Here is a 21725-nt window from a genome sequence, read left to right as displayed (position 1 = left end):
TGCTCTGATATCTGATTTCCTGAGTTCTGCTGTCATTGAATCTTTATCTTTCATTTGCTTTCTCCTTCCCGCCCTTAGAGTCTAAACTATTGGGTAGAAAGTGTCTCACTTATATTGGCACAGAGGGCTATGGTGGGGTTATAAATTGGGAATCGCTTCTATCTGCCTACTGCATACTCTTTGCTATCACTATGAGCCATGAGCTATGAGTGTTTTTGCTACTCTCAGCTCTCCGCTCTTTGCTCTTAGCTCAAACTTGGTGGGGGAAAATTCTTGCAGCAGAAAATTGACAATAAAAGACCTAACTCCAAATACCAAATACAATACTGACTAAAAATACACTATTAAACACATATTTTGGATTTGACAGACAGGGCTGATCATAGAAGGTTTAAATTATGAGTTTGAAATTATTAAAACTAGGCAAAGCTTATTCATCTGATTCTCACGATATCTTACATGAATTTTATATACCAGTCCTCGGGGCATCTGTTGAGTATAGTCGTCTTGCTGGTTTCTTTTCATCGAAAGCATTAGCGGTCGCCGCAAGTGGTATAACAGAATTTTTAAAAAATAAAGGTGTTATAAAAATGGTCGTTTCTCCTCGTTTCAGTCGAGATGATGTACACACTATATCAAATTCTATGGAACACCCTGAGGAGTATACCTCAAGAAAAATGTTAGAAGAAATTAATAATATAGAAGAAGATTTTATAAGAGACCATCTACAAGCTTTAGGGTGGATGCTAGTGAATAATCTTTTAGAAATTAAAGTTGCTATACCTTTAAATAATTCAGGTATGCCTCTTAATCAATGAAACCAACAAATTATCGGAATATAGTACAGAGAACCTGCCCCCAAAAAATTGTACACCACAAAATGTTAGTTTTCTGGCAAAATAGAGAAGGAGGTTTTTGTCATGAAGACATCGAAGTTCACCGAGGAGCAGATCGCGTTCACCCGTTGTCATATCAGATGTTTTGTGTCCATTTTCATGTCCTTTTTCTATTAAAGCTTAATCCTTCCGCTAAGAACATAATCCATCAGACTGATATTCTTTACTATTTCAATGTATTGCATTAATATAGATTTAAATGAACAACGTATAGCAAAAAAGGCGATGATCCGTGACGGCTTCATCGTCGGTTTGTTTTAGACGTTAACAAAGAGGAGAATATGCAAAAAACCGCGCAGACAAAGAAACGTTCTTCATTGGTAGATGCAATAGTATCGTCATTGAAAAAAACAGAAATATTGTCAGATACTGTTAGCAGAAAGAGCTTTACCGAAGCCCAAATCCAAACATCATTATTTGCTCACTTGCAAAAGAAACTCCCGTATATTCTCGGAAAGCATTTCAACTATTCGCAAAAAAAAGTAGAAAAAATTGTTGAGAAAGATTTTAAATTTGAGAAAAAAAGGACTACGACAGTTCCAAGCTTCAATGTCTTCGAAACAAACCACCATCCTGATGCCGTACTGGAGATTAACAAGGGCCTCAGAATTGCCATAGAGTTAAAAGCGGGGGATACCGGCCAAGATATACGGGCTGGAATTGGTCAGTCACTTGTCTATTCGACGCAATTCAACTTCACAATCTATCTATTTGTAGACACAACGCCTGGCTACGATATTGAAGGCTCTGTCACGGGAAAGAAAGAAAAAGCCCTCATAAATTCTTTATGGAAAAACTACAATGTTAAATTCATTGTAGTATGAGCATTTTTTAAATATCCTGAAACATTAATGGCGTAAAGAACCCGTGGGGGACGTCCTTCAGTATTTCAATTCGGTACTTCACATTCTTGCTATTGAGCAATTGAAGAACGTCCCCCTGCTCCTGTGTTAGACTTACTGGAAGCGTTTTCTTCTGTTGGGCTGAGGGGACGTTTTTTACATATTTACTTTCGTCAATCGTCTTGCGCCTGCCGCAGGTTTCAAAAAGTATTTGAAACTGTAATATAAAAAGGTTACAATTGTAATACGAAAAGGTTACAACAATGGATATAGCGAAATTGTTCAGATCAAAGGCGCGGAAAGCGCTCTTTCAGCTCTATTTCACCAATCCGGAAGGCTCTTATTATTTGCGCGAGCTCGAAAGAATATTCGATATCCCTGTCAGCATTATCAGAAAAGAGCTCATGCGGCTTGAAGAAGAAGGGGTGTTTATTTCAGAGAAGAAGGGCAACCTTCTGTTTTACCGGTTGAATCAAGCATACCCACTCTTCGAAGAGCTGAAGAACATTGTGCACAAGACCATAGGCATAGAGGGGCTTTTAAAGGACGCCATAGATGATATTGAGGGTATAGCGGCTGCATTTATATACGGTTCTTTTGCGAAAGGCAAAGAGAAAGCAGCAAGCGATGTGGATCTGTGCATCATAGGGTCCATCGATGAAGACAATTTGATCGCGAAGCTCAATGCCATAGAGAGATCCATCAAAAGGGAGATCAATTATACCCTTTTTACAATGGGAGAATTCAAAAAGAAAAAGAAGAGCAAGGATGGGTTTATCCAGGACCTTATCGACAACAAGAAGATAATGCTGAATGGAAAAGAAGATGACCTTCGATAAATTTGTAAGCGAATACCTTTCAAGGGGATTGATGCAGAAGCAGAAAGGATCTGCGGCAGATGTTGAAAAACTTCTTGTCCGAAGTACAAAAGATCTGAAAACAGCGAAAGCCAACTTAAAGATCGATGAGGGAATAGCATATTCGGTTGCCTATCTTGCTATGTTGAGAGCGGGAAGGGCATTCATGCTCTTGAAAGGTTTCAGGCCGTCTGACGGGTACCAGCATAAAACGGTAGTGGAATTTGTGCACCAGGTGCTCGGCGATGAATATGGTACGATCATCGGGCACTTTGACAGGATGCGCAGGAAACGCAATCTGTTCACTTATGAAATTGACATTTCGGTATCTTTTAAAGAGGCTGAAAATGCCCTTCATTCTGCGGAAACCTTCGTCAATGTGATAGTGGAATACGTCAAGAGGGAAGATCCGCAAGGACGTTTTAAGTTTTAAAGACATGGGTCAACGGAATCAGCCCTTGACATTTGACAAATCTTGAGAACCCTCTGCTATCAGGCATTGTAATCCGACTAATAACAGAATAATTTTCCTTCCCTTGGCAGCGTCGAATACGTAGCATATTGTAGTATAAGGGGATGCATCGAGCATGGGATCAGCCCTGTCGGTAAGCCTGTCCAAACATCGGGCGGGGTTGCATCTTCAAATGTCAATTGTTATGACCTCATCGATATCAGGAGGGGAAAAAGCAATCACTTCATCGGATCTATCCGGAAAGGAAGTTATCATGAGATTGAACGAACAGGAGATAAATAACTATCTGCAGCCTTTCTTCGGGCAGCACGAAGATGGTTTTCAGCAGGCCTGGCTGGAAATACTTGAACGTGATCCGCAAACATTAGAGGAGATCGCTCCCATTGTCAGGAAGATCAGGAACAGGGCTATAAAACAGTATCTTATTAGAAAATACAAGGAGGATAGCCTGTACAAACCCATTGGAAAGAATGGTGATGAAAGCTTTACCCTTGAATCGATACTGGCAAGCCCTGCGGGTGATGTTGCTGAAGAATATAGCGGGAGGGATGGTTTTTACAAAAAGATAGTGGACTTTTTGATCGGGGAGTACCTGAGCCAGAAGAACGAGAATCTTGCATTAAAAATAAAAGAGATCGACCTTAAAACAGAAAGGTTGCGATTACGTTCATCAGGGCCGTGCTCACAGAGGATTTTAGCCGGTTCTGGGACAGCTACTACGCCGACTATATGGACACCCTTCGCCATTGGACTATGGCAGGCGGGTTTCAAGGAGGCACGTCAGACTTGTTTGAAGACTTTTGGAAGGACTTGGAAGAGCGGCTAAGCAGACAGGAGTTCATTCTTCGTACTGCAGAAGCGTGTTGGGTTGAGGCATAACCATGGTATGCAGCGGATCCGCATGGAACGCCTCTCGTTGACGCTGTTGTTCGACACACCCTACGACTATCTCGACCCGGAGAAAAAGTCCCTCGTCCAAGCATTTCTCAGACAGCAGCCTTACCAGCAGATCCTCTTGGTGCATGAAAACCAATTCTCAGAGAAGGATGAAAAATGCATACGTATTTAAAATTCGGTAGGGGTCTAAGAGTAGCACACCGGGAAGAAAGCATATGATCATCGATGGTGATCTTCCCAAAGATTTTTCTTGACTCAAGGCCATATGGGGTCTACAATATAAACAGCATTAGGAGTAACCCGAAAGGGTTCGGCAACCGAGCGACAGAGAGCTGCGGTGCCTTGGATGGTGAGAGCCATCCGATGCGTGGGAGAAATCCCAAAAAGATCTCTGGACATAGCTTCGCCGAATTGAGCCGTCCTAATGTGGACGGCTTTTTTGTTCCCTCCTGATGACTATCAAATGAGGAGGTTTCAAATGGAACAAAACAACAAAACCAAAGAAGAGCAACAGAACGAGGGGAACAATGGACATGGGCAGACTCCATTAGACGAGCTGCTCAAAAAAGCGGGGGAGCGGGGGAACGGGGTAGTGGTGAGACCCAATGCCAACAAGCACATAACCGTGCAGTTCAACCCGTCCCCATTGCTGGTAAAAAAGGAGGAGGGTACATATCAAGAGAAGTTGGAAACGGAAAAAGACTGGTATACAAAGGGGCAACAATTGTTGAAAGATGCAGAATATGAGGATGCAATAGAGGCTTTTAGCAGAGCCATAGAGTTGAACCCCGAATATGTGAAAGCCTATAATAGCCGTGGAGTTGCTTACGATGAGATTGGCGACTACCAGCAGGCAATTGAGAATTACGACAAAGCCATAGAGTTGAACCCTGAATATGCAACGGCCTACAATAATCGAGGGATGGTATATGATGGCTTAGGCGACTCCCAGCGGGCAATTTGTGACTATGATAAAGCCATAGAGCTGAAACCTGAAAGCGTTGTAGTTTATAACAATCGTGGAGTTGCCTATAGGAACCTTGGCGACTACCAGCGGGCAATTGAGAATTACGACAAAGCATTAGAACTCAACCCTCAATATACTGCAGCTTATTTCAACCGTGGGCTTGCCCATGGCAACTTTGGCAACCATCAAGAGGCAATTAAGGATTTTGGCAGAGCCATAGAGCTCAACCCTCGGTTTGCATTGGCTTATTATGACCGTGGGGTTACTTACGCTCAGCTTGGTGACTACCAGCAGGCAATTTGTGATTATGGTAAGACTATAGAGTTGGACCCTGAATATGCAGCGGTTTATTGCAACATTGGGGCTGCTTATGCCCAACTTGGTAACTACCATCAGGCAATCAAGTATTATGATAAGTCCATAGCGTTGAACCCCGAATCTGCGAAAGATTACAACAACCGCGGGCACGCTTATGCAGAAATCGGCAACGATAAAAAAGCGATTGAAGATTACAAAGTTGCTGCGATATTAGGTCATAAAAAAGCACAGGACTTTTTGAGAAAAGAAGGGATTGATTGGCAAGGAGAGTTGGGGTTAGGGGGTGAAGTACTCAATGGAAAATAAAAAATGGCAAGGTACAGAAGAAGAAAGGGCGCTGGTACGGGAAATGGCAGAGTATGCCGAGGAACTTGTGAAGGAGTTTCCTGAAGTCACGCTGCGGTCGTGGGACTTTAATGCCGAATCGAAGAATGGGCGGTGGTTGCCGTTGGGTATATGTCTTTATGTGACCGGGCCCAAGTTAGCGGTGGAGGCATTTCTGACAAGGATAGCGGTTGTCTTTAACGTTGACGGTTATCCTATTTATTGGCCCATAGAATATGATGAGGCAGGCAATGTACTCGATAAGCCTATAAAGGACTTTACGGCGAGGATGAGGCCGTCCGCAGTGTAATGATAGGGGGAATAACCGGCAGGATTATCGGCGGCGGAACAGTGGGAGGTCTTCATTAAAGAAGAAAAAGGAGGAGTGATCATGGACTGTGACCGGTTTCGCTTTGTAGGGGCATGGCGGGAAGTGAAACGGTACAAGATAATCATGCGGGCATCAGGGACAAATTTAACGTGGAAGGAAGGCGAAGCGAGCATTGAGAAGATTAGGAAAAACATAGATAAGTATCCGAAGATGGCTACATTCACGTTTTACTATAATACCGGGGAGTGTATTATTGAGGTACCGATGTATATGTGAAATGAACAATTACATTGGATTATGCGAAGGCTACTAAAAATAAACACCATATATCGCCTATTACGGGCGCGAGATAGGAGGTCAAAAATATGCCAGAGACATCAACAGGCAAAAGAGACGTACGGAAGATATTGGACGAAGCACACGAAGAAACCAGGAGATGGGGGAAGGAGAAAGGGGTCAACGTCCGTATCACCGAGAACAAGAGCCCAGTGGTAATATTCAACCCCCCGAGGAGCCTTGCGGAGAAGGTGAAGAGGATAAAACAAGAAACCAAAAAGGAGACTGATTAATTAAAATGATAGGGGGAATAGCCGGCGATATCATCGGTTCGGTGTATGAAGGGCACAATATCAAGAGGACGGACTTCCCCCTCTTCGGCCCATGGAACCGCTTCACCGACGATACGGTCCTTACCGTCGCTATTGCCGATGCCATCCTTACAAGGTCGGATTACGGGAGTAAGCTCAGGGGGTGGTATCAGCTTTACCCGGACAGGGGGTATGGTGCGGGCTTCAGGAAATGGGCGGCATCAAGGGAGATGAGGCCAAGGTCAAGCTGGGCAAATGGTTCGGCGATGCGGGTGAGCCCCGTAGGGTTTGCCTTCAATACCCTCGATGAGGTCCTTGATGAAGCCAGAAAGAGCGCCGAGCCAAGCCATAACCACCCGGAGGGGATCAAGGGTGCCCAGGCAATAGCGGCCTCAGTATTCCTTGCACGGAAGGGATGCAGTAAGGAATACATCAAGGACTATATCGCCGGCGCTTTCTCCTATGACCTTGACAGGACCGTTGAGTACATAAGACCGAAATACAGGTTCGATGTGAGCTGCCAGGGCTCCGTGCCGGAGGCGATCATCGCCTTCCTGGAGAGCACAGATTTCGAAAGCGCCGTACGCTTTGCCGTCTCTCTGGGAGGTGACTCAGACACCATTGCATGCATGACAGGCGGCATGGCTGAGGCTTACTACGGGGGTATTCCTGAAGAGATAAGTTCACAGGTATTGAAGATGCTGGATGATCGGCAGAAATCCATCGTAAACATGTTTATAGAATAATTTTTATAACTATTCAATTATAGCTACCTTCTCCTCCCTCCCCCATAAACCGGTCAGACCATAATTATTTCTTTCCTGAAACAAATAGAAGTAAATATTCTTAGGGCATGATTGCTTTCATGTGGTAGTTCATATTTTTCAAGTGAAACGGTAACCCTGCGGGGCGGAAGATGCTTCAAATCGACGGTATGGCATTATTTCTCTTTCTCACATAGAATTGCACATAGCAAAGGTTTACAAGACATATCAGAGCCAAACAGAGAAACATTATCGGGTACCCTGTAAACGGAATGATAATGCCCGCGATTACCGGTCCAAGAGCCATACCCAAATCCATGAACGCGTTAAAGGTCCCCACGGCAGAACCACTGGAAGAACCTGCATATTCAAAGGCATACGCCATTGCTGCAGGGAAAAAGAATGCGCCTCCCGCTCCATAGAGTAGTCCTACAAAAATGAACATGGGAAGAGTTTTTGAAAAAGAAAGGATAATCATAGCTATCATAGACAAAAAAATGAAGAGGAGAATCATCTTTTCTTTATTATAAGCGTCGAGTATTCCCCCTCCAAATGCTCGTCCCACGATGATCGCCACAGCGTTAGCGGTAAAGAAAAGTCCCGGGTTGGTTATCCCACATTGAAGCGCATACAAGGGAACGAAAGCTGCGAGGGCTCCAAAAACAAACATTTGCATGAAACTCGTGATACCAGGAGGAACGACTTTCCGTTCAAAGAGAAAACCGCTGCGAGCGGGGGTGTTCTGCTCGGGCGTAATACTTGATGTCCGCTCTTTCACCTTCCATGAGAGGAATAAAGAAAGCAAAGACAGACTGATGCAGGTCAGGAAGAAAATCGTGAAACCGTATCGGTTGGCGAGAAACATACCAGAGGGAGCGGCAAATGCCATAGCGAGGCTTGGTGCCAGCATGAAATAGGCGATGCCCTGGCCCCTATAAACCACCGGGACGATGTTGATCGTATATGCGAAGGCGGCTGTGTGCAATGATGCAAAGGCAATTCCTTGAAAGACCCGTATTAGTAAAAAGGGCCAAAAGGGGCGAAATATAATAGAGGCCAGGAAGGTGAGCGCAAAGAGTAGTGCCCCAACCACCATAACCCTTTTTTCCGAATACCTTGTCAGTGCCCCTCCGACAAAAAACCTGGAAACAAGAGCTGCTACCCCCATAACCCCAACGAGGACACCGACCTGTCTTTCGTTGGAGCCTAATTTTGTGAGATAGACCGGAAGAGCGGGTATAAGGGCATGATTGGCCGATACGAAAGCGAAGAACGCAATAAAAACGAGAATGAAATCCCGGGTGAATAATTTCCAGATTGTATTTTGAGGAATGTTTCCTTCATCACGCATGGTGCTTTAATGTCGCACGAGCGAAAAGGTGATGTCAACTTATCCGAAATATTGCTATCCACCGCTTTTGTGAAATTGTTCCTGAAAAATTTACTGATGTCTTCCTCCTACCATGAGTCCCCTTTTCTCTTCTTGCTGCCTCATTACAACCTGTAATACCGGAGGCGCCTTCATCCAAAGAAGCTGACACCCCTTGCACCATCGTTGGCAGGTACCGTGAACCATGAAATAACAATATCCTTGCAAAACCTCTACAACCTGCATACTATTTTGTATGGCACAGACAAGATTCGTAATGGAATAAAGATGAGAAACAGGGGGAAGACACCATGAAAAGGCTTCTGCTCGTTATGGTAACCGCGGCGCTTCTGGTGGTGTACTCCTCCTCGGGAGAGGCATGGGAAGTAAAGGTCAAGAACTCCTGCCATGCAGATGTTGAGATCTTTGTCAAAGGGCAGGACTTAACCTACTTTGATTCTGTTGACTGCAAGGTGAAGGTGGCGAGTGGCGAGACGGGAATCTGCAGACTGCCCGGGGGCTATGCTCAAGCAAGATCTCCGGACATTATTATGTGAAAGATTCTTCTGGGAAAACCTATGAAGAAAAGCTTGACCCCATCTTCTGCACTACCCCCAACGTTTTTTTTAAAACTGCCACGTGCTGCTGGAATGTGAATGCGGAGGTCACCACGTCAGGTCATTGTCGTCTTGAACTGCGTTAGGCGACCCTTCGCTGGCAATATGGATCGACAGTTGCTTCATAGGGGGAAAGGAAACGCAGTAATCTCTTTCTCTCCATAATCATTCATTCCCTCTCGGGTGCCCCCCATTCGCTTGAAGGTGACAATTCACACCTGTAATTGGCATTCATCGTTCATCCCCCGCTATGCATCCTTGTAATAATTTCCTGCAGAATCAAAGAACCGGCGTTCTCCGGGTTATAGTCGACGCTCGCCGGCAAAAGAGGCCTCAGATCATTGATAAATCCCGGATGCTTCAGCTTGTCCAGTACGTTTGCTTTCAGGCTTCTCCCGTCGATCAAATTGCCCTCGTGTTCCATGTATCGGGTAAAGATGCGGACGATCTCCTGCGTGTCTGCTTGTCCTTCGGTTATGCCCAGCCATAGGTCAAAAAGGTCCCTGCCTTTCCTTCGTTGATAAAGCGCTCTCAGTTTGGTCGCAAGGAGTTCCTCAAGGGAAAAGGTAGTAATGTTGCATGTGCCGTTGAACCATCGCGAGCGGACCTCAAAAGGCCTCTTTTGCAACCCCGATACGGCAAAATGCTCACGAGTGTTGATCTCTATTTTTACTCGGAGAGGGATAACGGGCGGACCCTCAGACTCTATCCTGTACATGAGCGTCACGGCATCTGCGGACTGCTTCCGCCTTGGCGCCCCGAGAAAAGGATTGACAACCTTCTGCACCGTATCGAAGATTATCCCGATCGGTTCCGGGACAACCTGCACCAGGTCGATGTCCTCTGAGTATCGTCTTGACGGTCTGAAATAGAGCTTATGAAGCGCGGTTCCGCCTCTGAAAGCGAGTCTGTCGGCAAGGTATTGATCTTTATAGAGCGTGACGAGCACCCTGCTTATAATCAGGTCCTGCTCGACCTGTGCATCGGCTACCCATGGCGCCATATGCCGCCAGGCAACGATGTCCGCCCTTGGGATCACGATTCACCCTCTACTGTCGTATTGACGATCACCCTCCACCTGCTGTCAGTTTTTGCCCCTTTAACCGACAGGGACGCCTCAAGTTTTGCAGGAAAAGGTTTCTTCTCGGCAATCCAGTTGCCGAGCGGTCCGGTGATCTTTGAAAACCCGGCTTCATCCAGAAGCCACCCCAATCGCTGGGCATTGGCAATATTCCCATCCTGCTGAACGCCTTCGACGAGCTTTTCCGGCTCCAACCGTTCCCCGAGTTCTTGCAGTACTGAAAACACCGTGTCCAGCCCTCCAATAGCGCGTGCATAGCGGACGAGATCGATAGCGGTTGCTTCAGGGGAAGAGACGGTAATGTATCCGGTCTGTACCTTTATCCGTTGAACAGAAGTGGCGGAGACCTTCTTTTTCACAAAGAACCTGATGGCAAGATCCTTCAACCGTGCTTCCCGCAGCGATCTGACGGTCACCACCTGGTATTGCTGAGGCTGCTGGTGAGCAGCGCCATACAGTGAGGCAGCGCTTAAAAGGCCGACATAGTATGGTTGTTCGAGATAGCGCATGAGATCGTCGATGAACCATTCCGGAGGGAGCACCCCGCGTGCTGCATATTCGAGGGGGACTACAATATAAAAATCATTATGAACGCGAACGATCCTATTTTTTATCGCAAGCCGGGAGACGGATTTCCTGAATGCTGCCTCAGAAATCTTCAGCTCCCTGTAAGTCTCCTCACTGGTAAAGAAATACTTTCCCTGTGATTGCTTCAGGTCTACCCACTTCGATAGGACTGATGGCTCTTTCTGTTGCACCATTAGGATAACCTGCTTTCCATAGTTAAGCTATTATTTGCAGATTGTGACATAAAACGTCATTATTTGCAAACAATAACTTTCCATACTATTGACCAGCAACTTGGCACGGGGACACCGGAAACGATATCGGCGGGTGGCTTAAAAGGCCGGAAGACTAACATTATGGCATGTACAGTTTTTGGGGTACACCCATTTGGTTGAGAAACTAACTTTGGAGGTGGTACAATAAATGGGGGCAGGCCAGGAGGGCTGTGCCGTAAACGATTTATAGAGGAAGGATCATTATGAAAAATATACCTAAAGAAATAGCCCTTGCCATGAAGTCCCTTAAGGCTAATGGTTTTAATGTGCACTTTGTGCAAACCAAACTTGAAGGTCGAGAAATAATGCTTAAAATGAACCGCAAAATGGATTGATAGGTGTCGCAGATTCTGTAACTCTGAGGCAAATAGGTATTCTTGAGGCGCTTGCACAGAGAGGCAATGAGATTATCAATCCTTTCGTGCCTGAAATGACCGAGGGGATAAAAAAAGACCAAGACAAACGCAGAGAATTTATAAACATGATGAGAAAGACTTTCGCAAGCGATGTATTTATCACGGGCACCAATGCCGTTACTGTTGACGGGAATATCGTCAATATTGATCGTAACGGCAACAGAGTCGCCGGTATAATTTATGCAGCACCCAGAGTGATTTTAGCAGTCGGCCGGAACAAGATTGTAAAGGATGTCAGTGCAGCTATCGATCGTATCAGAAACGTTTTGGCTCCGGCACATGCGAAACAAAAGGGGTATAAAACACCCTGTGCTGAAAAGGGTAAATGCTATGATTGCAATAGCCCTGATAGACTGTGCAATATTACCCTTATCCTTGAAAAGAAACCCCTCAGCACCGATATTTCTGTGGTTCTTATCAACGAAGATCTGGGATTAGGCTGGGACCCTGGATGGGATGAGACGCGCATTGCCGGGATCAGAGATGATTATTACCGGTATAGTTGGCCGTTTTAGGATTACTTATATCTGATGAGATTACTCTGATTTATTCACCAACATCTTTGCTAATAGCTTGTTCTTCCAACAGCATCATTATATTTAGTAGCAGGTGCACTGGTCACCCTTTCCTTCCTCCTACCATGAAACACACGAAACCGCATCTTTGACAACTATACTAACTTATACATAGTAATCCTTTAGGCACACAGTGCCTGTGAGAAAGTAAGTCAATGTTGTCCGTCTTCGACATGTCTTCGGCAAGGTTTAATTGTTCGGGCAACAGGAATCCTGAATTTGTATTCATTACTCGTATCAGACGTTACCTGTCTTAAGAATCTATTTAGGATAAAGGTTCTTGACCCCTATCTTTGGTATGTGCTAATCTACACTGACATTATGCTGACTGAATATTCATTTATACTACTGGGGTGCTACTGGGATGATTAAGGACCATCTCGATACTAAAGGTTTTTTTATACTGGTTGTTCTGACCATGCTGTGGGGGTTGAACTACCCTGCAATCAAAATTGCTAACCTGGGATTTTCACCCGTCTTCAACTCCTTTCTCCGGTCGGCAATCGCCTCGGCCTTTGGCATCGTCTATTGCATCTCCATCAAAGAGCCCTTGTTTCATAAGGACATACGCCTTTTTCACGGATTCATAGTAGGTCTCCTCTTCGGTCTGGAATTCGTCTGCATTTATTGGGGTATGCGGTATACAGATGCTGCCCGGGCTATAATCCTCGTCAACTGTTCCCCTTTCGTAGTGGTCCTCGGTGCTTACCTCTTCCTGAAGGAGAAACTAACCTTCACGAAAATTGCAGGTCTTCTCCTTGCCTTTGCCGGACTGTACCTCGTGTTTCGGGGCAAGCCGAGCTCGTGGACCCCGTCGATGTTCTTCGGAGACATTCTGCAGCTCGGGGCTGCCGTGTTCTGGGGTGCTACTACCGTGTACATAAAAAAATATCTGGCGGATCGGGTCCACCCCATCCATACATTTCTGTATCAGCTTGTCTTCTCCGTTCCGGTGACTTTTGTCTGCGCACTTTTTCTTGAGCCGAAATGGGTCTTGAACGTAAGCGGCGCCGTGACAACGGCGGTGATCTATTCTTCCGTGATTGTCGCTTTCGCATCGTATCTTGTGTGGTTCAAGCTCATCCATGTATACCCCGTATCTGAGCTTGCCATCTTCACATTCCTTTCTCCCGTATTCGGTGTGGCTGCGGGTGCTATCTTGCTACGAGAGCAGTTGACCACGGGGTTGATCCTTGGACTCATTCTCGTGAGTGTCGGCATCTATGTGACGAATCGCAGGCCAAAGCCGGCTTAGGAAAACAGCTCAGTCTTGATTTCACATGCTGCTGCGTACTTCGACCGGTAATTGTTGACTCTCGCCGTATACTCGTTGCAAGACTCGTAGGTGATATACGTAACACTGAATTCGCCCCGTTCTTCCACTGTCCGTAATGTTTCAGATTTTACATTTCAACATGGTTCAGCCCCTTTATCTATACCTCCCCGTATCAAACGCCCCGCCTTTCTGGAAGTCATATATGCTGTAATCCTCCATGGTGGTCTCCCCCGCAAGCAGCCTCATGCCGCGGTATATCCTCTCCTCCATGTCGTTGAGGGATACGACGCCAGCCGACACGGGGAAATAATCGTCACTTTCCTTGTAGATGAGCATGAGGGAGGGGACGTTCTCCACGTTGAACCGCGAGGCCACACGGGGGCTTTCGTTCACGTTGATCTTCTTCGTCTCCCACCCATACCTGTCGATGAAGTACTTCAGTATGTTGCCCTGTTCCGTGCAGTACCCGCAGGCATCCGCATAGAAATAGACGAGCCCGTAGTCATGCCTCCCGCCTGCGATCCTGTCCGTAATCTCCCTGCCGGTCTCACGGATGTACGCGCTCCTGCCCGGCGCCGCAACAGGGTAATCGCTCCCCACGTTGAGCTCGGGGTGCTTCTGCATCATGGCCATCTGGACGTTCGTCACGGCGAGGGCCTTCCTCCGCGCGATGTCATACACCACCAGGTACTCATACATGTTCTCTTCGGTCGGCTTCATGACGGCCTTCTTGTGGAAGTCATCAAGGAGCTTCCGGAAGTCGTCGGGGTGCATGTTCCAGAGCTCCCCGGTCGTGTAGTCCTTCAGGCTGGGGAGCTTCCGGGCCAGGGCCTTTTCTTCCTTTCCCACTTTCTCCTCTTTTGTTTCCTTCGGTTTCTCAGGGGCCTTCTCATACCAGTACCACCCGCGCTTCAGGTCGTCGTAGTATTTCTTCTGTTCAGGCTGTGCGGATACAGTCTCCCCGGCGCCCAGCACATATGCCGGAAGGCAAAGCGAAAAGCAAAGCTGAAGGCAAAGCGACAGGCAAAGGAGAAGGCAAAGCGACAGGCAAAGAAGAAAGCAAAAGCGAAGGCAAGAGCGAAGGCAAGAGCGAAGGTTTAAAACCCTCCACAGTTCAGAAAACGGGATGAGCGATCTTGATGACATCTTCCTTCCTCAGGAATCCAAAGTATCTTGAATCATAGCTGTCAGGCGAATCCCCTACCACGAAAAGCGCACCATCCGGGACCTTCCCGCTGAAGCGGAAGGCCTCCACCGGTTCCCCCTTTTTGCTTCTGTCCTTCGCCTGTCCCATATACATGCCGTTGCAGTAGTAATGTTTTTCCCACTTCACCGAAAGAACATCTCCAGCGGCGCAGCCGACCCTTTTGATGGTCCGCAGGGGCTTGCCGTTCCCGATATACGGTGTAGACAGCATGAACATCACGTAGTCGCCCTGTGCGATCCTTGTTTCCCGTGACGCTTCCGAAAGGAAGAACACCCTCTTGTCGAGGGACGGGGTCAGGGTGACGGAGATCCTTCCCGGAATCATCATGCCGGCTGCTGCGGCGACCATCACAGCGATCAGGGAATATACGACCTTACGGTTCAACAGTTTCTGCATGTTCGCCCACCACAACGTCAGCGGTTATCATGACTACGTTCTTCGGCATGGATTTGATCCTGTGCTCCATGGCGTCGAGATTCGCCTTCAGCTGCTCGTCGTTTATCTTCTTTGAGACATAAAGGTCGCGCTGTCTCTCTATGAAGCCTTTTATATCAACGGCGACCACCCTGGGTACCACGTACCCGTCATAGAGGTAGAGCAGCCCCGAGGTCAGGACAAGGTTGAGGATCGCCACGGTAACGAAAAGACTTACCAGTCCGGGTTTCCCTGATTTTTCAGGTTCCCCTGGTGTCCCCGGCGAGGCTTCCGCCGGTAGTTCCGTTTCAATGATTTCAGTCGTTTGTGTTCCCATCTGTGTTCTCCTTGTAAAATCCCCTTCCCAAAGCGGAAAGAAGCCCCCTGATCGAGGCGCTTTCCGTCTCTTCGTGGAACCTTTCCAGGACGTGGTCCAGCCCCGCGTCTCCGGAAAGCCTGTAATAACCGGATACGGATGCGTTCCCGTCGAGTCCCTCGCTCATCTCTGCGTCCGTCACCTTCACGCCCCTCGCGTAGACGAAGGAGGGGACCCTCTCGATGCCGTATTTCGCGAACAGGAGGGGGTCCACCATGACGTTGATCCCCATCATCCCGCATTTGCCCGTGGAGAGATCGCAGGACTCGTCCCTTTTCATGACTTGGGCGACGAAGTTTATCGTCGGCACCATGTATTTAGCGCCGTTGATGAACCCCCGCATGACGAAGACTATGTTCTTGTCCCGGAGCCTGCCGGCGGAGACGGTGTAGTTCCTGATGGCATGGACCGGCATGGAGGATGATATGAAGATGTAGAGCCGCTCATCGCTTTCGAGGGAAGGTCTTGACCGGTCCCTGTAGTCGCTGTACCAGGGCGTTTTTTTCTCAGGCCCTGTGTGGTACCCTTCAACGCCGAGGCGTTTCCTGAGCCTTGCGGTCTCCGCCTCAAGCTTCGCCTGGAATTCGCTGGAACCGTAGAAGGTGTCGGTATCCTTCGCCAACGATTCCGCCTTCGCCAACGATTCCGCCTTTTCCCTGTGGATATTGCCGGGGACTTCAAGGGTCTTTTCCTCCTGACTTGCCTTTGCCTTGAACCTGAGGACATCATCCATGTCGAAGGCATCCACCTTCTGCCTTTTCAGGAAGATCCCGTTCAGGTACACGGACGCTTCACTAATCCCGTCCTTTACCTGTGCCTTTATCAACCCTGACGGATGAGCGCAGCCATCCTCCGCCTCCGTGAGGTATATCCTGTCGTCCTCAACCCTGTCCAGTCTTGCGCAGGGACCAGGCGCGACGATGGAGACCGTCCCGGAGAGGCAGAAGGAGGGCAGGGCAAGGAACACCGCAACGGCCATAAGAAAAGGTCTCAGCAAAAGAGGCTTCAGCAGAAAAGGTCTCAGCAAAAGAGGCTTCAGCAGAAAAGGCTTCAGTATATTCAAGACTGTTTCCTCCAGGTTTTATTACTTCAAACGCCGCCCGTCACAACGAATAGCCTACGCAGCAGACCCTTTTTCTGAACAGCATCCAGTCGAAGTTGTCGGGCGCGTTCGACGACGATCCACCCGGAGGGTTCTTCATCGTCGCCCATATGAGGCCGCTCCTGCCCACGGGGTGGCAGGTGTGGTCCCTCGCGGGCTTCATGATGTGCATGCGGTAGTTTTCCTTAACCCATATGGGCATCATCACGGCGCCGCATTCGTTGAGGCCCGTGTCCCACAGGAGAAGCTCCCTGGACATCTTGTATATCATCCGCGCGGCGAGCGCGGCGTTGTCCTGGACGTAGCTGTCGTTGTTGATGTGTCCAGTAAGGGGGTACGCGGACCCCCAGCTTCCCATGCACCAGAAGAGGGGACTTATGGGGACGCCGACGGTCGATGCGATGCTGTCGGCCATGCATGCAAGCTGGGTTACGGGGTTGGCGAACAGGAGTGCCTCGGGGTTGAGCATGAAGCCGAGGACGTCGTCGTTCCACGTTGGGTCTATCTCGGTCATGTACGCTATGTCGAACCCCCCGGTTTCCGTACAGGGCATGTCAACGAAAAGGTCGAGCATCGCCCACAGGGGGAAGAGATACCAGTGGGCCTGCTGGAAGGTGTTCGGAGCGGTAGTGTCCTGCCTGTATCCGCCGGCGAGGAACCCCTCCGACGGATTGGAAAGGGGAACACCGATAAGGTTGAAGCAGTAGGGATCCTTCACCGTTTCAACGACCCTTGCCGGTTCCCACAGGCTGGCGGTCAGTCCCAGGGTGGTCCCGCAGAGGCAGACGGGGTTTGAGATATTGTCCGAGGGGGTGTCTATGTCCGTGCCGACCATGGTTATGCCGCCTATCCTGACGGGGAAGACGCAGTGCCAGCAGACATCGGCAATCGGGTTGAAAAAGCTGGCCCTGCATTCGGCGGAAGCGGTCCCCGCCATAACGGCGGAAAGAAGCAACAGGACGTAAGCGATAATGACAGTTGCGATAGAACCGCTAATCGTGGTAAAGCGCCTTGCGGCAGAGCCGCTAATCGTGGTAAAGCGCCTTGTGGTAAAACCGCTAATCGCAGCGAAACCGCTGATCGCAGCGAAACCGCTGATCCCTGCACCGTTAATTCCTTGTGACCGCAATCTCCTTCACCTCCAGCATGGAGCCTTTCTGTTGTATTACCGAGGGGACCGCCTTCAGGCCGAACCTTTCAACGATGGCGCTGTTCGCGTAGAAGACCTGCCGTCTCAGCTTCTGTCCCAGGCGGTGGTATGAGCCGTCCGTTATGAGAAGCAGGGTGTTGATGTCCCTTGAGTATCCGGAGTTCTCGAACCACCCGACCTGCCTTTTGTCCGCGCCGTTTATCACCACTATCGTCCTTGCGTACCTGACGTAGTCCAGCGGGTTGAAGGTGTAGCCCTTCGGATAGACGATCCTGCCCTTGCCGTCGGTTATATCGAATCCGAGGGACCAGGTGAGGTCAACAGTGAAGGACCTGTCGGCGGTAGCTGTTTTCAGAACGGGAAGGTTTTCAGGTCTGAAGTCTTTCGCCTTTCTTTCAAGCTTCGCCCTGCTCCTTTTCAGATCCATGGATTTAGCCTTTTCCCGGATCTCCTGGAGTGCGTCGGGCTCTGCTACAGGGTAGGTATTTCCCACAACACCGAGATCCCTGGCGGCTGCGGGAACGCATAGCGACAGGGAAACAATGAGCGCCGTGACAAGTGCTCCAGCTATCATATAGAGTTGTATTACCAGAAAAGCCGGGAAATGGAGAAAGATGAGATGCGGGCGTCATAATGCGCTGCAAGTATGGTGTTGACAGGAACTCTCGTCTTTCAGGCGTGGAGAACGCCAGCAAAGGTCGCTGCCTTTTCAGCCGTGGGAAGCATCAACCGGTGGAGCGCGATTAATTCCTCAAAAAAAACCTTGACAAAAAATCCCTGGTTTTGATAATAAGATTTCAAGGGTTGTATGCTCAAGGGGGCATAGAAAATATCTCCTGTCCGCACACGTAAAAAATAGCAGAAGTTCTCTTTGATGCCTCTTTTTGTTCCCATTGAAAGGAGTTCAGCATGCATTCTTTCAAATCAAGAGGTTTTCGCCGTTTTACTTGGTTTCTGATCGTCGTATTTTCACTCTTTTCCACGCCCCATGCAGGGTCTTGCCTTTCCCTCGCAGCAGATCTATTTGTGTCCTCCGCCTATGCTGCCGAACAGTCAAAGGCACAACAGCCTGCTGCACAAGAAGCCGTTGAAAGGACCGACGAGGCAGAAGCAAAAGCCCCTCCACGGGCGATGATGATGTCGGTCCCGGGAGGAGCCGGGGACGGTATTGCAGGCGCCCTCTCCCCTTCGATCAACGTCTCCCGGTTTGCCGGGGCAGCAACGGCGAAGATACCCATCGAGGTCCCTCCGGGAAGAAAAGGTGTTGCTCCCCAGCTTGCCCTCACCTATAGCAGCCAGCAGGGCAGCGGGTGGATCGGGATGGGATGGATGATCGACCTGGGCGCGATCCAGCGGTCAACAAAGCGGGGAGTGAGCTATTCCACGAACAACTACGTGGCGGCGATCAACGGCTCTTCCGCAGAGCTCGTCCCCCGGGCCGACTGGGGCACGAACTACTACGGGGCACGGATAGAAGGGACGCTTTCCAAATACTATTACAATACCGCAACCGGCGGATGGGAGGTGACCTCAAAGGACGGGACGAGGTACTACTATGGGACAACTGCCGCTTCCCGGCAGGACTTTACAAGCGGCGCGAAAATCTTCAAGTGGTGCCTCGACAAGGTCATCGACACGAACGGCAACTACATGACCGTCTCCTATACAAAGGACCAGGGGGAGATCTATCCTGACAGGATCGACTATGCGGGCAATACCGCCGCAGGCTTAAGTCAGACGAACTACGTGAAGTTCTACCTTGAGCCGCGGACGGATGTCCCGGTCATGTTTACCACCAACTATCAGGTAAAGACCGCAAAGAGGCTGAAGACGATCGAGGTGAGATCGAGTGGCGCCATGGTCAGGGCGTACCGCCTCACCTATGTGACAAGCGCAAGCACCTGGCGGTCGCTCCTCAAGACGGTAACGCTCTTCGGGAGCAATACTACGCTCGATGCATCAGGAACGATCACTGCGGGAGATGCCCTCCCATCTGTGACGCTTGGGTGGGATGAGCAAAAAACCAATTCGTTCTATGACGGCAGCGAGATCGTCGTCCAGGATATATACAGTTGGGATCCGTCGTACTGGTGGTACGGCGACTTTAACGGAGACGGCAGGACGGATGTCTGCTACTACACGTCCAGCGGCTACCGCAAGATCAAGCTCAGCAAGGGCGACGGCACGTACGATGACAAGCCGCCTTTTTCCGTCCCCGACATATACAGCTGGTCCCAATCGTACTAGTGGTACGGAGACTTTGACGGCGACGGGAAGACCGACATCAACTACTACCCCACGCCGTCCGACACGAGCAGGAAGGTAAAGATCTCCAACGGCGACGGCACCTTCACCGACAAACCCCGGTTCCTTGTCCCTGACATATACAGCTGGGATTCAGGTTACTGGTGGTATGGTGACTTTAACGGAGACGGCATGACGGACATCTGCTACTACACGTCCAGCGGCTATCGAAAGATAAAGTTCAGCAACGGCGACGGCACCTTCACCGACGGACCGCCATTTTCCGTGCCCGACATATACAGCTGGTCCTCATCATTCTGGACGTATGGTGATTTTAACGGAGACGGCAGGACGGACATCATTTACTACGCCACACCTTCTGACGGAAGCTGGAAGGTCAAGTTCAGCAACGGCGACGGCACCTTTACCGACGGACCCCGGTTCAACGTACCTGACAGATATAGCTCGGATCCGGGTTATTGGGACTATGGCGATTTCAACGGAGACGGCAGGACCGATATCAATTACTATACGACCACCGGTAACCGGAAGGTCAAGTTCGCTGACTCCGGCGGCGACCTCCTCGTGTCCATCACAAACGGCATCGGCGGCACCACCTCCCTCACCTACACCCCTTCCTCCTCTTACCAGAACACCTACCTGCCCTTTATCGTCTGGACCGTCTCGCAGATAACGCACAGCGACGGCAGGGGGCAGTCGTATACCACGAAGTATGCCTACACCGGAGGATTGTTCGATCCCATCGAGCGGGAGTTCATGGGCTTCCGGTACGCCGCCTCCTACCAGATGCGGGACGCCTCCACCTATGAATCGGTGACAGAGACCTGGTACCACCAGGACCTCACCGTAAAAGGTTCCATCGAGGTGGAGCGCACCACCTCCTTCGAGGGACACACGAGGCAGGTGAACAACACTTGGTTGATCGGGACCATGGCAGGCGGCGTCACGTATCCCTACCTCCAGACCGTGCAATCAACCGCCACCGATAGCGGCTATGCCCCCTATACCTACTCCATCGACTATGTCTACAATCATACCTACCTGAACGTTATCCGTGAGTATAAGAGCGGCGCAACCGAGGACGAGGACGTGGACACCTCCTTCACCTATACGAACTACACCACCCCCTGGATCATAAGCAAGCCGACAGAGGTGAAGGTCAAGGATCACTCGGGGAACATAAAAAGCGCCAAATGGATGACCTACCATTCCACCACCGGGAACCTCCTGACTGAAGAGGTCTGCAAGAGCGACACCCCCGCTTCAACGTGTATCAGCAGTAACCCCACCCAGAACTCCGTTGTCACTTACCAGTACGCCACCGAAGGCAACCTCTCCTCTGTCACCGATTCCCTGAACCATACCACCACCTATACCTACGACGCCACGAAGACCTTCGTCTATGAGACGGTAAACGCCGTAAGCCACGTAACAAGGACCGTCTATAACCCCGGCACCGGCAAGCTCCTCTCCCTTACCCCTCCCCACCTCTACGGCACAGGCTATGCCATTACCTCCCAGTACGATGTCTTCGGGAGGCTGATACGGGAGGATCGTCCTGACGGGGGATACACGACGTATCTCTACGCGAACTTAGGCAACCCTACTGCTCAGTTCGTGGAGAAGAAAGAGCACATCACCGGAGGGGCCTCTCCCACTGCTGTCCAAGATAATCCATTTCCCAAACCTCTTTCTTTATAGAACAACGGTTTAGGACAGGTATATCCTCCATGCTAAAACCAGGTTGCCCTATCTCACTGTCACTGGATGGTGTTATGCT

General features: G+C 49.4%; 26 protein-coding genes and 1 riboswitch. Of the genes, 17 read left to right on the top strand and 9 right to left on the bottom strand.

Going from position 1 to position 21725, the window contains the following annotated elements:
• The first annotated feature begins 398 nt into the window (after positions 1-398).
• From PHU49_04515 to PHU49_04470, 10 genes are all read left to right on the top strand, one after another.
• Positions 399-818, top strand: coding sequence for a hypothetical protein (locus tag PHU49_04515; protein ID MDD5243259.1), 420 nt, complete (start codon positions 399-401; stop codon positions 816-818).
• 359 nt (positions 819-1177) lie between these two features.
• The gene (locus PHU49_04510) at positions 1178-1720 is read left to right on the top strand and encodes a hypothetical protein (GenBank protein ID MDD5243258.1); all 543 of its coding nucleotides are present in this window, start codon (positions 1178-1180) and stop codon (positions 1718-1720) included.
• Between the two features lie 281 nt (positions 1721-2001).
• Entirely contained in the window at positions 2002-2577 is a 576-nt protein-coding gene (locus tag PHU49_04505; GenBank protein ID MDD5243257.1) for a nucleotidyltransferase domain-containing protein, read from the top strand.
• Entirely contained in the window at positions 2552-3028 is a 477-nt protein-coding gene (locus PHU49_04500) for a HEPN domain-containing protein (GenBank protein MDD5243256.1), read from the top strand. Before PHU49_04505 ends, PHU49_04500 begins: the two co-directional genes overlap by 26 nt.
• A gap of 292 nt (positions 3029-3320) precedes the next feature.
• Positions 3321-3893: a hypothetical protein gene (locus PHU49_04495; protein ID MDD5243255.1), complete on the top strand. Its 573-nt coding sequence runs from the start codon at positions 3321-3323 to the stop codon at positions 3891-3893.
• Positions 3894-4245: 352 nt separating this feature from the next.
• Positions 4246-4362: riboswitch (SAM-I-IV-variant riboswitch) on the top strand.
• 80 nt (positions 4363-4442) lie between these two features.
• Entirely contained in the window at positions 4443-5555 is a 1113-nt protein-coding gene (locus PHU49_04490; GenBank protein ID MDD5243254.1) for a tetratricopeptide repeat protein, read from the top strand.
• Positions 5545-5883, top strand: a complete 339-nt coding sequence (locus tag PHU49_04485) for a hypothetical protein (GenBank protein ID MDD5243253.1) — start codon at positions 5545-5547, stop codon at positions 5881-5883. The genes PHU49_04490 and PHU49_04485 overlap by 11 nt, the downstream gene beginning before the upstream one ends.
• An 81-nt stretch (positions 5884-5964) precedes the next feature.
• Positions 5965-6180, top strand: a complete 216-nt coding sequence (locus PHU49_04480) for a hypothetical protein (protein ID MDD5243252.1) — start codon at positions 5965-5967, stop codon at positions 6178-6180.
• An 89-nt stretch (positions 6181-6269) separates the two neighbouring features.
• The gene (locus tag PHU49_04475) at positions 6270-6473 is read left to right on the top strand and encodes a hypothetical protein (protein MDD5243251.1); all 204 of its coding nucleotides are present in this window, start codon (positions 6270-6272) and stop codon (positions 6471-6473) included.
• 5 nt (positions 6474-6478) lie between these two features.
• Complete coding sequence (locus PHU49_04470; GenBank protein ID MDD5243250.1) at positions 6479-7237, top strand: ADP-ribosylglycohydrolase family protein; 759 nt, start codon at positions 6479-6481, stop codon at positions 7235-7237.
• Between the two features lie 175 nt (positions 7238-7412).
• Here the strand turns inward: PHU49_04470 and PHU49_04465 are convergent, their stop codons facing one another.
• Complete coding sequence (locus PHU49_04465) at positions 7413-8606, bottom strand: MFS transporter (GenBank protein ID MDD5243249.1); 1194 nt, start codon at positions 8604-8606, stop codon at positions 7413-7415.
• 329 nt (positions 8607-8935) lie between these two features.
• Between PHU49_04465 and PHU49_04460 the strand changes: the two genes are divergently transcribed.
• A complete protein-coding gene (locus PHU49_04460; GenBank protein MDD5243248.1) occupies positions 8936-9181 on the top strand; it encodes a hypothetical protein in 246 nt (81 codons plus the stop codon).
• 298 nt (positions 9182-9479) lie between these two features.
• Here the strand turns inward: PHU49_04460 and PHU49_04455 are convergent, their stop codons facing one another.
• Together PHU49_04455 and PHU49_04450 are read right to left on the bottom strand one after the other, a co-directional pair.
• Positions 9480-10280 carry a nucleotidyl transferase AbiEii/AbiGii toxin family protein gene (locus PHU49_04455; protein ID MDD5243247.1) on the bottom strand — a complete coding sequence of 267 codons (801 nt, stop codon included), beginning with the start codon at positions 10278-10280 and terminating at the stop codon, positions 9480-9482.
• The gene (locus tag PHU49_04450; GenBank protein MDD5243246.1) at positions 10277-11083 is read right to left on the bottom strand and encodes a type IV toxin-antitoxin system AbiEi family antitoxin; all 807 of its coding nucleotides are present in this window, start codon (positions 11081-11083) and stop codon (positions 10277-10279) included. Before PHU49_04450 ends, PHU49_04455 begins: the two co-directional genes overlap by 4 nt.
• Before the next feature lie 284 nt (positions 11084-11367).
• Between PHU49_04450 and PHU49_04445 the strand changes: the two genes are divergently transcribed.
• The 3 genes from PHU49_04445 (at position 11368) to PHU49_04435 (ending at position 13410) form a co-directional block, all read left to right on the top strand.
• Entirely contained in the window at positions 11368-11499 is a 132-nt protein-coding gene (locus PHU49_04445) for a hypothetical protein (GenBank protein ID MDD5243245.1), read from the top strand.
• Complete coding sequence (locus PHU49_04440) at positions 11496-12095, top strand: lactate utilization protein (GenBank protein ID MDD5243244.1); 600 nt, start codon at positions 11496-11498, stop codon at positions 12093-12095. The genes PHU49_04445 and PHU49_04440 overlap by 4 nt, the downstream gene beginning before the upstream one ends.
• Before the next feature lie 424 nt (positions 12096-12519).
• Positions 12520-13410, top strand: a complete 891-nt coding sequence (locus PHU49_04435) for a DMT family transporter (protein ID MDD5243243.1) — start codon at positions 12520-12522, stop codon at positions 13408-13410.
• Between the two features lie 174 nt (positions 13411-13584).
• On the opposite strand, the gene PHU49_04430 is transcribed toward PHU49_04435, so the two are convergent.
• Positions 13585-14406, bottom strand: a complete 822-nt coding sequence (locus PHU49_04430; protein ID MDD5243242.1) for a conjugal transfer protein TraF — start codon at positions 14404-14406, stop codon at positions 13585-13587.
• Between the two features lie 2 nt (positions 14407-14408).
• On the opposite strand from PHU49_04430, the gene PHU49_04425 reads away from it, so the two are divergent.
• Positions 14409-14561, top strand: a complete 153-nt coding sequence (locus PHU49_04425) for a hypothetical protein (protein ID MDD5243241.1) — start codon at positions 14409-14411, stop codon at positions 14559-14561.
• Here the strand turns inward: PHU49_04425 and PHU49_04420 are convergent.
• The 5 genes from PHU49_04420 to PHU49_04400 are packed head-to-tail and all read right to left on the bottom strand — an operon-like array spanning position 14546 to position 18254.
• On the bottom strand, positions 14546-15034 hold the full coding sequence (locus PHU49_04420) for a S26 family signal peptidase (protein ID MDD5243240.1): 489 nt from the start codon (positions 15032-15034) through the stop codon (positions 14546-14548). The two genes, PHU49_04425 and PHU49_04420, sit on opposite strands and share 16 nt — an antisense overlap.
• The gene (locus PHU49_04415; GenBank protein MDD5243239.1) at positions 15012-15389 is read right to left on the bottom strand and encodes a hypothetical protein; all 378 of its coding nucleotides are present in this window, start codon (positions 15387-15389) and stop codon (positions 15012-15014) included. The genes PHU49_04420 and PHU49_04415 overlap by 23 nt, the downstream gene beginning before the upstream one ends.
• Entirely contained in the window at positions 15370-16491 is a 1122-nt protein-coding gene (locus PHU49_04410) for a type-F conjugative transfer system pilin assembly protein TrbC (GenBank protein ID MDD5243238.1), read from the bottom strand. Before PHU49_04410 ends, PHU49_04415 begins: the two co-directional genes overlap by 20 nt.
• A 40-nt stretch (positions 16492-16531) precedes the next feature.
• Positions 16532-17659, bottom strand: a complete 1128-nt coding sequence (locus tag PHU49_04405; protein MDD5243237.1) for a TraU family protein — start codon at positions 17657-17659, stop codon at positions 16532-16534.
• On the bottom strand, positions 17640-18254 hold the full coding sequence (locus PHU49_04400) for a hypothetical protein (protein MDD5243236.1): 615 nt from the start codon (positions 18252-18254) through the stop codon (positions 17640-17642). The genes PHU49_04405 and PHU49_04400 overlap by 20 nt, the downstream gene beginning before the upstream one ends.
• Positions 18255-18589: 335 nt before the next feature.
• Here PHU49_04400 and PHU49_04395 point away from each other — a divergent pair, with 335 nt between their 5' ends.
• Positions 18590-19927 carry a SpvB/TcaC N-terminal domain-containing protein gene (locus PHU49_04395; GenBank protein ID MDD5243235.1) on the top strand — a complete coding sequence of 446 codons (1338 nt, stop codon included), beginning with the start codon at positions 18590-18592 and terminating at the stop codon, positions 19925-19927.
• Between the two features lie 135 nt (positions 19928-20062).
• The gene (locus PHU49_04390; protein ID MDD5243234.1) at positions 20063-21646 is read left to right on the top strand and encodes a toxin TcdB middle/N-terminal domain-containing protein; all 1584 of its coding nucleotides are present in this window, start codon (positions 20063-20065) and stop codon (positions 21644-21646) included.
• The last annotated feature ends 79 nt before the right edge of the window (positions 21647-21725 follow it).

It is taken from the genome of Syntrophorhabdaceae bacterium, assembly GCA_028713955.1.
Taxonomy (GTDB): Bacteria; Desulfobacterota; Syntrophorhabdia; order Syntrophorhabdales; family Syntrophorhabdaceae; genus UBA5609.
This window is presented reverse-complemented; position numbering and strand designations above follow the sequence as displayed.

Bases quoted from the DNA above. Each gene is read 5' to 3' on its own strand.
- PHU49_04470 (MDD5243250.1), top strand. From the start codon at position 6,479: ATGATAGGGGGAATAGCCGGCGATATCATCGGTTCGGTGTATGAAGGG.
- PHU49_04450 (MDD5243246.1), bottom strand. From the start codon at position 11,083: ATGGTGCAACAGAAAGAGCCATCAGTCCTATCGAAGTGGGTAGACCTG.
- PHU49_04475 (MDD5243251.1), top strand. From the start codon at position 6,270: ATGCCAGAGACATCAACAGGCAAAAGAGACGTACGGAAGATATTGGAC.
- PHU49_04500 (MDD5243256.1), top strand. From the start codon at position 2,552: ATGGAAAAGAAGATGACCTTCGATAAATTTGTAAGCGAATACCTTTCA.
- PHU49_04400 (MDD5243236.1), bottom strand. From the start codon at position 18,254: ATGATAGCTGGAGCACTTGTCACGGCGCTCATTGTTTCCCTGTCGCTA.
- PHU49_04415 (MDD5243239.1), bottom strand. From the start codon at position 15,389: ATGGGAACACAAACGACTGAAATCATTGAAACGGAACTACCGGCGGAA.
- PHU49_04435 (MDD5243243.1), top strand. From the start codon at position 12,520: ATGATTAAGGACCATCTCGATACTAAAGGTTTTTTTATACTGGTTGTT.
- PHU49_04505 (MDD5243257.1), top strand. From the start codon at position 2,002: ATGGATATAGCGAAATTGTTCAGATCAAAGGCGCGGAAAGCGCTCTTT.
- PHU49_04460 (MDD5243248.1), top strand. From the start codon at position 8,936: ATGAAAAGGCTTCTGCTCGTTATGGTAACCGCGGCGCTTCTGGTGGTG.
- PHU49_04420 (MDD5243240.1), bottom strand. From the start codon at position 15,034: ATGCAGAAACTGTTGAACCGTAAGGTCGTATATTCCCTGATCGCTGTG.
- PHU49_04510 (MDD5243258.1), top strand. From the start codon at position 1,178: ATGCAAAAAACCGCGCAGACAAAGAAACGTTCTTCATTGGTAGATGCA.
- PHU49_04495 (MDD5243255.1), top strand. From the start codon at position 3,321: ATGAGATTGAACGAACAGGAGATAAATAACTATCTGCAGCCTTTCTTC.
- PHU49_04480 (MDD5243252.1), top strand. From the start codon at position 5,965: ATGGACTGTGACCGGTTTCGCTTTGTAGGGGCATGGCGGGAAGTGAAA.
- PHU49_04465 (MDD5243249.1), bottom strand. From the start codon at position 8,606: ATGCGTGATGAAGGAAACATTCCTCAAAATACAATCTGGAAATTATTC.
- PHU49_04490 (MDD5243254.1), top strand. From the start codon at position 4,443: ATGGAACAAAACAACAAAACCAAAGAAGAGCAACAGAACGAGGGGAAC.
- PHU49_04485 (MDD5243253.1), top strand. From the start codon at position 5,545: ATGGAAAATAAAAAATGGCAAGGTACAGAAGAAGAAAGGGCGCTGGTA.
- PHU49_04445 (MDD5243245.1), top strand. From the start codon at position 11,368: ATGAAAAATATACCTAAAGAAATAGCCCTTGCCATGAAGTCCCTTAAG.
- PHU49_04425 (MDD5243241.1), top strand. From the start codon at position 14,409: ATGCCGGAAGGCAAAGCGAAAAGCAAAGCTGAAGGCAAAGCGACAGGC.
- PHU49_04395 (MDD5243235.1), top strand. From the start codon at position 18,590: ATGCATTCTTTCAAATCAAGAGGTTTTCGCCGTTTTACTTGGTTTCTG.
- PHU49_04515 (MDD5243259.1), top strand. From the start codon at position 399: ATGAGTTTGAAATTATTAAAACTAGGCAAAGCTTATTCATCTGATTCT.